Origin of the sequence: Shewanella sp. UCD-KL12 (assembly GCF_001957125.1) — a bacterium.
GTDB lineage: Bacteria > Pseudomonadota > Gammaproteobacteria > Enterobacterales > Shewanellaceae > Shewanella.
The window spans coordinates 1-14,170 of record NZ_MPHJ01000015.1; the positions used below are offsets into that span (position 1 = coordinate 1).

The following is a 14,170-nucleotide window of genomic DNA, read 5'->3' on the forward strand; positions in this document are numbered from 1 at the left end:
ACAAACCTCTTTGATGGACTGGTTACGTATTAACCCCATCCAAAGCACGAGCCAGACTGCCTGCTGTGCAGGCAAACGGCGATTACGGATACTTGCCTTGTTGGCTGTGAGTAATGACTGCTCTATCCACTCTGAATCAATAGCCTCCATTACAGAACCATAAGACCCACTTTCTTCAACAGACTCATGAACTAGCTCAAGCTCTTGCGCAAACATAAAAAAATCCCCACCAGAATACTGGTAGGGATTATCTTTCATCTGCAGGATCGTTCAAGTCCTCTTAAACGATCGGCATTAAATCCTATTGATTGGCTTTTTTATTGTAAACAACTAGCTGATGTGGCCTTTACTTTCTCTACTCATCTAATAGATCAATAAACTCATCGCTATCATTAAAGCGGATAATGATAATCCCACCAGAAAGCTCCGCATCTTCGGAATCTATTGGATAACCTCTCACTTGAGCTTTATAGATATGCTCGGGGCTCGTCATACTTCTTAGCTGACAATCATATGAAATACTATTTTGTTCATTCAGAATTTGATGAGACCAAGTTGAAACAGAGGGCGTTTCATCAGCGACGTTAGTCAGTAAAAAGTCTAGCTCAAAATTAATAACGTCTCTAATCTCTACGCCTAACCAATCGGCAGATGCTTGAGTTGCAAAAGTTATCCGGCCTCGGTTATCAAGCACAAAAACCAAGTTATCAATAGAGCTTAATAATAATTTATTAAACTGCTCCTTCTTATACAACCGAGAGAATAGCTTATTAATATCGTCTACTAATCGGCCCAGCTCGTCATCTCTATGTACCTTCATAGGTTTAAACTTACCGTCAACCCCTTTCAACCTATGTAGATTATCAGACAGCGCCAACAGAGGCTGAGTGATAAAAAACCTCACGACTAAGAGCAGAAATATACTCACTAGCATTGTCAGTACTAAACTCGGAACCAAGGTAAACAGAGGTCCATAGAAGTGACTTTTGAATGCTTTAAATTCAAGCTTAAGACTCAGCTCTATTTGAGTATCGTTAGCATCGTAAAGATGGAAGTTTGCATTCACTAGCTCATTTTCTCTTGAGATAGCGTCGAGTGAAAATTGCAGTTTGTTATTTAACAGGTATACAGGTTGCACCGCCGACACTCGAGAGTCATATAACAGCTCGACATTCTCATTAATGGCGTTAGATAGTTTTAAAAAAAGCTCACGATCTAACTTTTGAAAAGTGAAGTAGGTAAGTTGAGCATTATATTCTGCTGATAACTGAGGGCGTTTATTCATCGCAAACAAAAAGGCACTCTCATTCACAAGCAATAAACCTTTCGCGCTATTTTCAGCAGATAAACGAGGAGCAAAGTTAAGCACTTTATTCAGTAGATTGTTTTCTTGATCTAACGATAAACTCGATCTGCCATCGATGACTTGATTATCACTATCGAGTATAAATAAAGCATCAAGCTTTATTTGCTCTAACATTGAAAGCGTTATTACCGATGGCGTCAGTAACGGACTTGTGGAATTATTACTTCGCTCACCAACATCATCCCCCCTCTTTCGGAAAGCTTTACCTATATCGATACTGTCTACCTTGATTCTACCTGCCTTGATACTATCTAAATCAATCGTATCTAAATCAATATTATCAATGTGTGATAATTCATGCTCTAAATACCCAACTGAAATCCTGGCATATTTTTCAGCCTGCATAAGCTCCAAGCGTGTAAATTCACTCGTCACTTCCCAAGCGCGAAATGCAGCCACAACAATTGATAACACAACGGCGAAGACAAAAAACATCATCAGTAAGCGTCGCTCAATTGAGTTAGCCCATAACTGCTTAATCATACATTTACCTCTTGTGCCAACCACTCAACAACTTCGCACTTAACTGTTTCAAGCCCAGTAATTAACTCCTTGCAGAGTGTTTGTACGTTAGTACTATCTTCAGTATTACAAGCTATCTCTAAACACTGAGTAAGATCCCCTAACTCGGCAGCCCCTAAATACCTAACACTGCCTTTTATGCGGTGTGCGATATCTTTCAATAGCCGATAATCTGCATTTTCCAACTGTAATTGCACTTGGCGAATGTCCTCATCTGTACCAGCGAGATAAACCTCTAAGATCTCAATGGCAATCTCTTTATCATCACCGCTTAACTCAAGTAGATGATTAGGTACAAAAAACGGGCTTGTCATCTCTAATGGCGGGCAAACAACATGACTAACATCTGAACTACCCTCCCTAATAAGGGCATGCTTCTCTTCAAAGCTGCTATCTTCAGCTAATGTAAAACCAGCAGCCTCTTGGTTAAGTACAGCCACTGCAAAATCATCTAACTCTGGGTTGAGTTCAGCAGTTTTTAGCTGAGAAGCTAAATGTTCACTCTCTAGGATATCGCTCACGTTGAGGTCAATTTGCTCCTCATTAGTGACAACGAGTAGTGGAGACGACACTAATAACCTATCAATCTCTGATAATAACTTTTGCTCTAAGATATCTATGGGGCAAGGCTTGGCAATATAGTTGTCAAAGCCTGCACTCAGGCATGACTGCTCTGCGCCACTTAATGCATCAGCTGTGATCGCAATTAATCTTGGCCTGACCCCTTCTCTATATTCACTAATAAGATTTGCTAAGGTAAAACCATCCATCTCCGGCATGTGACAATCAGAGATAATAATGTCGTAATCCCCCTGCTGATACATCTGATAGGCGATAAGCCCATTCTCAGCTTGATCAACCTCCAAGCCTAATCTCGCAAGCTGTCCACCAATCACCTTTCTATTTACAGGATTATCTTCAGCTAGCAGAATATTAAGATTAGAAAAGGTTGCCAGCAGACACTTATCACTCAAGTGTTCATCAGGCTTACTATGGAGTAGTCCAGCTTCATCGGTACGAGTCAATGAGAGGATGAGAGAGAACAGACTGCCTTTTCCTGGCATCGAGGTCACTTTAATTTCACCACCAAGGGCTTCTGAAATCTCTTTACATATGCTTAGGCCTAAGCCTGTACCACCAAAGCGTCTCGTTGTATCTCCTTCGGCTTGAGTAAAGGGATCAAACAGTGTTGCGACTTTATCTTTATCTATACCGATGCCCGTGTCTCTGACATCGATTCGTATTGTGTGTGAGCTTGGCTCATGACTATCAACACTCAGCAGTTGAGCACTTAACTCAATAAATCCACTGGAGGTAAATTTGATCGAATTTGAGATAAGGTTATTGAGTAGTTGCATCATCCGAGTTGGGTCGGTGAGGTAGTTTTCACTCAGCTGTTTGTCGATACGTAGGTTTAACGCTAACCCGCTGGATTTCGCCTTATGACGGAAGTTATCAATCACATTGGTTAAAACACCATTAAGACTGACAGGCGTTAGCTCAACGGTCAGTTTCCCCGCATCCATTTTTGAAAAGTCCAATACATCATTTAGCAGGGCCATTAAGTTTTGTGCAGAGCCATTAAGTGTGTCTAATAGATCTTTTTGCTCTAGGTTCAACTTGGTATAGGACAAAGCCTCAGCCATACCAAGCACTCCGTTCATGGGCGTTCTAATTTCATGACTCATCCTCGCCAGAAAGTCTGTTTTGGCTCTAGCTAACACCTCTGCATGCTCACGCGACTTTTCAGCTTGAGCAAGCGCATCAATCACCTCTACCTTTGTTTTTCGCAGGTTTTTAAGATGAATATGAATCGCTGTGCCAACAAAAAGTGCGATTAATAGCGCAATAAGACCTGTAGTACTGACCTGGCGATAGAGTGTTTCGTACCGTTTATCCGCTCCCTGTACAAGCACAGAGCTCACCCACTTTTGATGAAGCTGATCGAGCTCTAAATCCCCAATACTATGTAAACCAATGTCTATAAGTGCATTGAGCTGCGGTTTACCTTTGTCGACGCCAAAGTAGTACAGCTGATCATTATCAAAACCTTGAGGCTTATTAACAGCTAGGTGCCCAAGATTGAGTTTGTGGATCTTAAAGCTTGCATTCAGTCCATTGCCAATAAACGCATCAGCAGCCCCTTCAGCCACAGCCAGTAAAGCATCATCCATAGTATCAACCAGCAATATCTGTTCATTAGGGTGCAGCAGCCTGAGCTTTTTACTGACTTGGGTCCCTTCAGCCGCAACGATAACCTTGTCTCTTAACTCATGAAAACCAAGAAATTGGTCATGTCGATTACTCACTATAACTGTCATGGAGTTATCGAATGGCTGGCTAAACAACATCTCCCGTTCACGTTGAGGGGTTTTGAAAAGGTTAGAGAGCAGATCCACTTGCTGACTTTTAATGCCATCAATGGCCTGATTTACAGTACCAAATCGTTTTGCTTGAAAAGTGAGCCCTGTACGACTAGCAATACTATTGAGTAGATCTGGAATATAACCAACAACTTGCGTTTCACCTTGTATTAAATAGGGTGGAAAACCACCGTCAAAATAGGCATAACTGCTGATCGGGTTATCAGCAATATAGTGTTGGAGCTCTGCTGGCAGATCAGTGGCGTAATCTCCCAGCGCCGTATCAAAGAATGGAGTACTATCACTAAAGTGTTCTTGCCATTGTCGCTTTGCTCTCGCAGAGTCAAAGCTGCGCATAAACTGATTTATCTCTAGAATCAGATCTCGGTTATCATGTGTTACAGCAGCTCTCATATGAAGTTTAGGTGCCGCTTTTTGGAGCTTATGAAAACGCATTCCACGGGGCAGTTTTTTAAGCTCTTCACTCGCTAGCCATGGCGCCCAACTATAAATTAAGTCGATATCAGACTCATCAGAGATTAGCTCGCAAAAGTTAGCGGTCTTTGTTAAATGAAAGGGGTTATCAAAGCCATTTTCAGCAAGCGGTATGTGTAATGCTGCACTTTTTGCTGGGGTTGCACTCGCATATTGCCTATAAAGAGCCCCTGAGAAAGTCACATAAGGAATGCTGACATATTGCAACTCTGCCAATGATGCTTGATAAAAAGAGGTTGCTAAAATATCTACTTGGCCCTCTTGTAGCGCATTAGCAGCGCTTTGGAGGTTAACAGGATAAAATTCAATCTTGTGCTGGTACGCTTGCCCCCAATCACGCCAAAAGCTTTCTAAGTAATCTCGTAAACCTTCGATTGGAAGATCACTATCTCCCTCTAAATAAGGAAGGCCTACGATAAGGGCTTCATGATTTCTGCTGGTTAATTTCGTTTGATTAGCACTTTCCCCAGCCCAAGCGAAGAAACACATTGAATATATAAACAAGCAAGTAATCAATAGGTTACTTATTACCGAAAGTCTCAAATTTTTCATTTCCTCAACACTCAAAAAAAGAACATCAAACCACACACATAAATATACAGGTGTATTTTAATTCTTTTCGATGATAAAATCAGCATCTATTTTGCACGTTAGCTAAAATCACCGAGGAAACCCTATGACTGAAGTTTTACATTCTCTGTCGAGTCAACGACCAATATTAGTCATTGACGACTGCCCTATGTATAGGACGGCAGCGAAGGGAATGCTTCAAAAAATGGGGATAGCCGCAAGCCAGATCTTGCTGGCCAAAGATGCCTACACCGCTAAACAGTTTTGCATTACAAATGCAATACAACTCGTATTATGTGACTACAATCTAGGCGAGAAAACTAATGGGCATCAACTACTTGACGAGCTTATTCATAATCAAGCGCTTCAACCTGATTGCGTTGTCATTATTGTCACTGGTGACGCTTCAGCTGAGGTCGTTAGAGGGTTTGCAGAGCTGGATGCAGATGGTTATCTCGTGAAACCTTTGAACTTTAAAACACTACAAGAGCGGTTACCTAAATTCACCCGCCGCAAACGTATGATTGGAAATTTGCTCGAGGCTTATGCTAAAGGCGATTATCAAGATACTATCGAGCAAGCTGAAGAGTCGATAAATAAAGCCAAGGAGCTCCATCAATCAACGCAGTTTCTTAAAGCAAGGTCCCTCTCCAAACTTGGTCAATATAATGATGCTAGAAATATTCTGGTTAGCCTAAGGCAAGGCTCAGAAAAAATAAAAGTGACGATGGAGTTGGCGCGTATTGCCATCGCTCAGAAGCAATATTCCCACAGTGAGTCACTGCTAACTCCATTAGAGAAAGACCCAATAAACTGCGCTGCTGCACTTGAACTATCTGCTGAGCAATTTATAAGACAAAATCAGTTTGTTGAGGCGCTCGATAAAATTTCAGCCTCAGTCTCTAAGTCACCCAAAAATGTCACTCGACAACTCAGTAAAGTCCATATCGCTATGGCTGTTTTTGATATTGATAATGCAGTAACCGCAGCGGACTCTGCGATGCAACGCGCCAAACACTCTTTTAGGGAAACCATTGAGCTTCACCAGCTGAACGTTCAACTTTTACTCGACAAGGTACAACTCACATCGCCCGATAACCGGCTTAAACTACTGATGAATGTCAGTAGGTGTTGTACTGGCTGGCGTGCAAATTACTCGAGAAGTAAATATAAAGCGTTTGAGCTAATCATTTTGGCCCGCGCCAATGCTGTGAGAGGTGAGATAAGTAAAGCAAGAGTCTACTTTACCGAATACCAAGCTTGGTTAACCGATAATGTTCAGTATCAAGCCAACTCATATGAGCAGTTCGAGCTAGCCAAGGTTTATTACCTTCTCAATATGCCCAACGAATATAAAGCGGTCATCGACTCACTTTTATCTGAGCTTGCTGCAGAAAGTGACACAGTTAATACCCTATGTTTAATCCAATACATTCAACAGTGGCGTTCTCAAATAGAGCAATTTAGGCTCGAAGCCGAAAATAACAAGACCAAAGCGATGCAAAGCATTGCCCTAGGCAATTATAAATTGGCCACTCAAGCCATGCTCAAAGCTGTAGAGCTCAATCAAGCCGACTCAGAGGCTTGCTTGAGGCTCATCGAGTGCTTAACACATGCTTGGCCTGAAGGTTGGAGTAAAAAGTCTGTTGGGGAGTTAGCGATAAGATGTAAAGAGCTGCTCTTTCATGAAGATATTGCCAAAAGTGCTCGACATCAACTGCACTGTGAAACCCTCTCTAAACAGCTCCAACTTGTTGAACTAGCGGCCTAAATATGAACATGAATAGCATAACTAAGATCTTAGTCATCGAAGATGATCCATTTCAGCAGCAAGTGATTAGTAAAATTCTTTCTCGCCTTACAAGCGCCAAAATAATATTGACAGATAACGGCATTGCGGCGCTCAACCAATTAGATAATGGGCTTGTGCCTGAACTTATCCTTTGTGATCTTAATATGCCTCATATGGATGGCGTAGAGCTTTTGCGCTGCTTATCTGAACGCCAACTCCAATGCCCTATCACGTTAATTAGCGCAGCCGATGAGGACGTAGTGACTTCAGTGATAAAGATGGCTCACTCATATGGCCTTAATCGCGTCACGAATATCTGTAAACCTGTGACAGCAAAGCAGCTTACAGAAACCCTGAAACTGCAGATGTTAGCGCCAATGAGTTCACCTAAAGAGAAACTAGCCTATCAGCCAACAGAGTCTGAACTCTATCAGGGTTTACAAAATGGTGAGTTTATCGCCTACTTCCAGCCTCACTTGAGTGCTAAAACAGATCGAATAACGGGCGCAGAAGCTTTAGTACGTTGGCAGCATCCCATTCACGGACTACTGTCTCCTTACTATTTTCTTGATACCTTGATGAAGGTAGGACTGAGTTCAATTTTAACGGAAGTGATCACTAAGCAAGCTGTGTTTGCCTGTAAATCTTGGCATCAAGCTGGTTTTAATCTAAATATCTCCGTTAACGTAGCTCAAAGCGATTTAGACAAACAAGATTTTACCGATAACTTATTGAGATTACTAAACAAGTGTAAGCTACCCAATAAGTATTTAACCTTAGAGATCACAGAGACAGAGCTCTCTTCAAACATAGGCACACTGCTAAATACCGTCAGCCGATTGAGGCTGAATGGTATAAAGATCTCAATCGATGATTTTGGTACTGGACATTCCAGTTTAAAGCAGCTTATCGATACTCCATTTAGTGAGTTGAAAATCGATCAATCCTTTACCAAGAATATGCTTACAAGTCATAAGCATATGGCAGCAGTTAAATTCTCCCTCATGCTAGCTAAACAGCTTGAGCTAAAATCTGTCGCTGAGGGCGTTGAGAGCATAGAGCAGAAACAAAAACTTAAAGAGCTAGGTTGTGATATTTTGCAAGGTTATCTCATAAGTAAGCCAGTGGCTGAAACCGATTTTTCTCATCTACTTGAACGAACAAGGGATCGCATTCCAGCCTAATTGACATGCCCAGTTCAGTGACCGAATAAGACATCAGTTACAGGATATTTGTCGTGTTACTTGAAATGTTCCAACATGCGGTAATAGGTCATCCCCAGTGCCATAGCCTGGTTGCCAAACCAATCATTCATCGGTATGCGAATATGCTTCATATTCGCAAATAGGTCGAACTCAGTGAGTTGGCCTATTATGGCATTAGCCATGATCTCCCCCATTATATGGGATGTTGCCACGCCATGGCCTGAGTAGCCTTGGCAGTAAAACACATTGCTTGATACTTTGCCCAATTGCGGAATTCGGTTAACCACGATGCCAGCCATACCAGTCCACTGAAACTCAATGTCCACTCCCTTTAACCGGGGAAAGGTTCGCTCAATGGCAGGTCTAAGCTCTGATGCGAGATCGTTTGAGTCTCGACCCGAGTAATTAGTACCGCCACCAAACATTAAGCGGTTATCAGCAGTCATTCTAAAGTAATCCAGCACAAAGCGGCTATCGTAAACCGCAACATCATGAGGGTTTAATGCTTTGGCTACATCAGGTGACAACTTTACCGTGGCACAATTGCCTAAAGACGCTGGAAATAACATGCCCTTTAATTTTTTTCGTGCCAGCTTATGATAAGCATTTCCAGCTAATAGCACGCTATTAGCCGTTATCGAGCCGTATTGAGTTTTGACTACAGGTAATACACCGTCACTAATATCAATCACCGCAGAGTTTTCAAAAATAACAGCCCCTAGACGATGTGCCGCCCTCGCCTCACCAATGCACAAGTTGACCGAGTGAAGGTGCATATTACGCTTATTAAGTAACCCACCATGGTAAAGAGGTGTTTCTAGGTATTTAGGGATATCAGTTTTAGAGACAAGTTGTAACTCATCCCCCATTCCCCGCTTTACACCTTCATCATAGGTCTTCTGCATCTCTGCCATATGGGCAGGTTTATAGGCGGTGTGTAGATGACCAAATTTTAGATCGCAATCGATATCATATTTTGCCACACGCTGTTTAATGATCTCATGACCTCGCCAACGCAGATCCCAAACAAACTCCTCAGCCTCTTGCCCAATCTGGTTTCTTAGCTGCTTAGTCATTGCACTATCGCCTGACAAGCTACCTGTAACTTGTCCGCCATTTCGGCCTGTAGCGCCCCAGCCTATCTTGTTCGCTTCGACAATAGCGACTTTGATGCCTTTCTCTGCTAGCTCTAGCGCCGTAGCAACCCCAGTGAAGCCGCCACCTATAATGACCACATCGACTCTTAGCTCCTCTTCAAGCCTTGGGTAGTTGGTTTCATCTTTGATAGTGGCGTTGTAATAGGAATCACAGCGTTGCTCAGGCATAATTTATCTCCGACAGGTCATTCATTCAGTGCTTATTCCACACTGAGTGTGTTATATTTTTTACATCCGTAAATAATTTCAGTATATATGAGCGAAGTTGTCGGTCAACAGTTATGATTTAAATATTTTACAAAATAGTTATTTCAATGCTGAATAGTCATTTATTTTTTACAAAAGCTAGATTGCCTGCCACTGGGCTTGTGTCAGTAAACTCTCATTATCGAAAAGCTTAACACTAAAGAGATCGCCACGATTAATGACTCCCACACCTTTAGGGGTGCCAGTCATCACTATGTCTCCATCTTCGATGCTCATAAAATTGGATATCTCCTGAATTATTTCATCAGGTTTATTCATCATGAGGGCAATATTGCCATACTGAGCTCTGACATCATTGATCCACAGCTCAAATGTCAAAGTCTCGCTAACACCATCTATCGCAACAAAGTCAGAAAGCACGGCAGAGCCATCAAAAGCTTTGGCTCGCTCCCAAGGTAAACCTTTCGCTTTGAGCTTAGATTGCAGGCCTCTTTTGGTGAGATCTAGGCCTACGCCTACTGAGAAAAACTGATTATTTTCAACCATAAAACAGAGTTCGGCTTCATAATGAAGCGCTTCATGGTGAAAACTATTGAGCGCTGTGGAGATTGCCGAATTAGGCTTAACAAATAACACCATTTCATCTGGCGTCTCGTTATTAAGCTCCTTAATATGCTCAACATAATTACGGCCCACACACACAATTTTCGATGGTGTATAAACTCGTTTATCGACCACAACCGTTTTCATCAACAACTCCTGTGTTTAGCAAAATTTTTCTCATCATAACAGAGCAAAAGTGAGTATGACTGTTTTACGCTATAGCAAAACTCACGCTTTCTATCACATTATTTTTTATCACTTTATCTTTAAGCCCATAGATGTCCTGTCATACTCAGATAGCCCTTAAAGCACTCACTTGACTAAGCTAGAGATAAGCGCACGTAATGCCGCAGGTTTGACCATCTTCGCCATATAGCGATAGCCTTTACGCTCTACATCGTCGACAAGGTCTTTGTTGGTGTTCGCCGTGATTAAGACACCTGGAAGATGGCTTCCATATAGGGCTCTAATCCCATCCATTGCATCAACACCATTTTGATCATTATCAAGGTGGTAATCAGCCAGCACTATGTCTGGCGCAACCCCTTTAAGCCCGAGTTTGATGCGAGCATCGGCTAGATCTTTTGCACAAATCACTTCGCACTGCCAACGACTTAATAAACTTTCAAGCCCAGCGAGAATCGCTTCTTCATTATCGATACAAAGCACTTTTACTCCAGCTAGTGCTTGTACCATAGATGCTGTCTTCTTCACTTGTGGCTCTACTATAGCTTTACCTTTGGGAACTCGAATTGAAAACACTGAACCGTGGCCAAGTTTTGATGAGACTTGTATTTCATGTTCGAGCACGCGGCTAATACGATCTGCGATGGCGAGCCCAAGCCCTAAGCCACTCACACTCTTACTGGTAGGGTTATCTAAACGCTTAAACTCTTTAAAAATCTCTAACGTTTCACTTTCATCGATACCACAGCCGGTATCTAGTACTTGAATTTCCAACTCATCGCCACGGTCACGGCAGCCTAGCAGGACACGATTACCTTTTGCATAACGATAAGCATTGGTTAAAAAATTCTGCAGTACGCGTCTTAACAGACTTAAATCCGAGTTTATTGAAGCGCTACAAGGCACCATACTGAATTTAATCTGATAATCTTTAGCCATCGCAGCAAACTCTACCGCTAAGCCATCAAGCAGTTCAGACACAGCAAAGTCACGTCTATTAAGCTCAATCATGCCTGAGTCGAGTTTAGAGATATCAAGTAGATCGGTAAGTAGCTCACCTGCGATCTTAAGAGAGCTGTTCACATGGGATAAAGTTGTCCTCCCCTCCTGATCCAGATTTGGGTATTGAGATAGGGATGCGGTAAATAACCTGGCAGCATTGAGCGGCTGCATCAGATCGTGGCCGACGGCGGCTAAGAACTTACTCTTAGATGCATTTGCCATCTCCTCCTGCGCCTTGGCCTCTAATAACTTACTATTAAGCAATGCAAGCTCGTAAGTTCGCTCCTTTACCCTAGCTTCTAAAGAGTCATTAACTTCCTGCAGTGCCTTAGCATGTTCTCGATATTGAGTGATATCGGTAAAAGTCATCACAAAGCCACCGCCTGGCATTGGATTACCTTGAATTTTGATCACCTTGCCATCTTGTCTCTCTCGCTCTGACACATGTGCGGTGCCATTGCGCATATGTTGAACCCGTTTTTCGACTTGGTCGTCGATGTTGCCTAATCCGCAAAATCCACGTTCAGCGTTAAAACGAACCACCTCACTAATCGGCATCCCCTCTTTAAGAAAGTCTTCCGGGTATTGATAAAGCTCAGAGTATCTATGGTTCCAGGCAACAAGGTTGAGGTCCTTATCCACCACACTCATGCCTTCATAGGCATGCTCAATCGCTCCCCTGAGCATATCTTGGCTTAAAATAATCTTCGAAGATGCTTCATCCACTAAGCTGAAAACTTCATCAAGCGCTAAATCACGCCCCTGTTGAACTGAGTCCATCACTAAAGCGGCACTTGAGCCACCCAGAACTCCCGCTAAAATATGTTCAGTATGAGCAATTAACTCATCAGGCGCCGCCTTGTGCCAGCTATCGCTTTTGACTGCTTCTTCTGAAAATCTAGAAAAGCTTTCATAGGCACGAGTCGGGCTGATAAACCGGCTTGCTAATATCAATAAGTCCTGCTGTGAAACCGTTGCCACTTTACGGATGCTATTGCTTTTTAGCTCACCGGGAGTGACAAATTCACTGGCTTGAATTCGCTCAGCAACGCCAGCTCTAAACCACATAGAGCCCAATATATAGCAAGCTAAATTAGCAAGCAGCGCCGTGAGTATATCTCTCACATTGGGGTTGATAGATTCTAGCAAGCCAAAATCATTACCAAATACCACGCTGGCATCGCTAGCCCCTTGTACCAAGATGAAACACCAGAGACCAAAACCAACCAATAATCCAGCAAGTACCCCAGAGCGGTTACCATGCTTCCAATACATGCCCCCAATAAGCGCTGGAGCGAGTTGTGCAAATGCGCCAAATGAGAGCATCCCCAGAGCCGATAGTGAGTCACTATCCATAAAGGACAAGTAACTGAAATAGCCTAAGCCCAAGATGATAATGATAGATAATCGGCGAGCATTAAGTAGAAATTGCGAAAACTGACTAAAGTTTTTCTGTTTTATCTTGCCAGTGCGCAGCATAACCGGCACTAACCACTCATTACTGACCATGACACTGATAGTGACGACCGCAACAATGACCATTCCCGTGGCCGCAGAGAGCGTACCTAATAAAGCAATAACGGCTAATAAAGGTTGGTCGAGTGCCAGTGGCAAGTTAATGACATAGGTGTCAGCGGATACGCTATCGCCTAATATGATTTTCCCCGCTAACGCTAAGGGGGCAACAAACAGACCAAACAGTAGTAGGTAAAGTGGGAAGATCCAGCGGGCTTTTAATAGGCTTTTTTCATCGATACATTCCACCATCATCACGTGAAATTGTCTTGGCATACACAAGAATGCGGCGATGCCCACGAGTAGTTGAGGCATCAAGCTCTCTATGCGCATAACAGGGTTGCTGATCAAGTCTCGTTCAGCAGCTTGACGCCAGATATCACCAAAACCATCAAAATAACCGAAACTTATCACCACTCCAACCAGCAAAAAAGCCGCTAATTTAACCAGTGACTCAAAAGCAATGGCTAACATCATGCCGGGATTGTGTTCTGTAGCATCGAGTTTTCTTGTGCCAAAAAGAATAGCAAACATCGCCAACACGGCCGTTATGATTAACGATATTTTAGCGCCATCAAAGGGAGAGTCTTCAGGTTGAAAAAGGTTAAAGCTGAACACCATCGCCTTAAGTTGTAGGGCGATATAAGGCATGATGCCAAAAAGTGCAATAAGCGTAACAATAGCGGCGAGCAATTGAGATTTGCCGTAACGCGCCGCAATAAAGTCAGCAACCGAAGTGATATTGTGGGTCTTAGTAACAATGACCATCTTACGCAACAGGCCAAAACCTAAGGTAAAAATCAATATGGGGCCGACAAAGATGGGGAGGAATGACCACAAATCCTGCGCGGATTGACCAACAGTGCCTAAGAAGCTCCAAGATGAGCAGTAAACGGCAAGACTAAGTCCATATATCCAAACTTGGATCTTTTTTGTGATCTTGCTAAACCAGCGCTCCGCTCCCCACGCTAAAGTAAATAGTAAGAACACGTAAAAAACGGCAATAACGCCTACAAAAATCGTCAAGTTCATATAAATCTCATCTTTTTAGGCTATTGTGCGACATCTAACCTAAGATATCTAGCCTAGACTAATGCTTCAACAGATTAAAAATTAAGGGAAAACAGTTACTAGACCAAGGTCTAATAGAGCTAATAGGCCTAATGACTTCATACTCATAACACGCA

At 42.7% G+C, this 14,170-nt stretch carries 8 protein-coding genes; 2 read left to right on the forward strand and 6 right to left on the reverse strand.

Features of this window, described 5'->3' with window-relative positions; translation table 11 throughout:
* The 3 genes from BM736_RS19625 to BM736_RS19635 all read right to left on the reverse strand — a co-directional run.
* On the reverse strand, positions 1 to 216 hold a 216-nt coding region (locus BM736_RS19625), incomplete at its 3' end, for a transposase domain-containing protein (protein WP_179079089.1).
* Positions 217 to 355: 139 nt separating this feature from the next.
* The gene (locus tag BM736_RS19630) at positions 356 to 1,849 is read right to left on the reverse strand and encodes a hypothetical protein (protein WP_076415298.1); all 1,494 of its coding nucleotides are present in this window, start codon (positions 1,847 to 1,849) and stop codon (positions 356 to 358) included.
* On the reverse strand, positions 1,846 to 5,250 hold the full coding sequence (locus BM736_RS19635) for an ATP-binding protein (protein ID WP_179079086.1): 3,405 nt from the start codon (positions 5,248 to 5,250) through the stop codon (positions 1,846 to 1,848). Before BM736_RS19635 ends, BM736_RS19630 begins: the two co-directional genes overlap by 4 nt.
* A gap of 172 nt (positions 5,251 to 5,422) precedes the next feature.
* On the opposite strand from BM736_RS19635, the gene BM736_RS19640 reads away from it, so the two are divergent.
* Both BM736_RS19640 and BM736_RS19645 read left to right on the forward strand, forming a co-directional pair.
* Positions 5,423 to 7,087, forward strand: a complete 1,665-nt coding sequence (locus BM736_RS19640; protein ID WP_076415301.1) for a response regulator — start codon at positions 5,423 to 5,425, stop codon at positions 7,085 to 7,087.
* A gap of 2 nt (positions 7,088 to 7,089) precedes the next feature.
* Positions 7,090 to 8,292 (forward strand): EAL domain-containing protein, encoded by a 1,203-nt coding sequence (locus BM736_RS19645; protein WP_076415302.1) that lies wholly within the window; start codon positions 7,090 to 7,092, stop codon positions 8,290 to 8,292.
* Between the two features lie 56 nt (positions 8,293 to 8,348).
* Here BM736_RS19645 and BM736_RS19650 read toward each other — a convergent pair whose 3' ends face one another.
* The 3 genes from BM736_RS19650 to BM736_RS19660 all read right to left on the reverse strand — a co-directional run bounded on the left by BM736_RS19650 (position 8,349) and on the right by BM736_RS19660 (position 14,015).
* A complete protein-coding gene (locus BM736_RS19650; RefSeq protein ID WP_076415304.1) occupies positions 8,349 to 9,638 on the reverse strand; it encodes an FAD-binding oxidoreductase in 1,290 nt (429 codons plus the stop codon).
* A gap of 177 nt (positions 9,639 to 9,815) precedes the next feature.
* Positions 9,816 to 10,427 carry a fumarylacetoacetate hydrolase family protein gene (locus BM736_RS19655; protein WP_076415305.1) on the reverse strand — a complete coding sequence of 204 codons (612 nt, stop codon included), beginning with the start codon at positions 10,425 to 10,427 and terminating at the stop codon, positions 9,816 to 9,818.
* A 165-nt stretch (positions 10,428 to 10,592) separates the two neighbouring features.
* The gene (locus BM736_RS19660; RefSeq protein ID WP_076415307.1) at positions 10,593 to 14,015 is read right to left on the reverse strand and encodes a PAS domain-containing hybrid sensor histidine kinase/response regulator; all 3,423 of its coding nucleotides are present in this window, start codon (positions 14,013 to 14,015) and stop codon (positions 10,593 to 10,595) included.
* Positions 14,016 to 14,170 lie beyond the last annotated feature (155 nt).